The 252-nt window shown below is 42.1% G+C and carries 1 protein-coding gene; it reads left to right on the top strand.

What is annotated here, in order from left to right:
• The coding region (locus BAQ46_RS01675; protein WP_131801174.1) for a hypothetical protein at positions 1-252 on the top strand (252 nt) is incomplete at both ends.

The raw sequence follows: 252 nt of genomic DNA, 5'->3' as shown, positions 1-252 counted from the left end.
ACCAATGCAACAAGTAGTAGTGGAACCACAAGTGGAAGAAAAACCAATGCAACAAGTAGTAGTGGAACCACAAGTGGAAGAAAAACCAATGCAGCAAGTGGTAGTAGAACCACAAGTGGAAGAAAAACCAATGCAACAAGTAGTAGTGGAACCACAAGTGGAAGAAAAGCCAATGCAGCAAGTAGTGGTAGAACCACAAGTGGAAGAAAGACCAATGCAACAAGTAGTAGTGGAACCACAAGTGGAAGAAAA

It is taken from the genome of Bacillus paranthracis (assembly GCF_001883995.1).
In the GTDB taxonomy this organism is placed as follows: domain Bacteria; phylum Bacillota; class Bacilli; order Bacillales; family Bacillaceae_G; genus Bacillus_A; species Bacillus_A paranthracis.
This window is presented reverse-complemented; position numbering and strand designations above follow the sequence as displayed.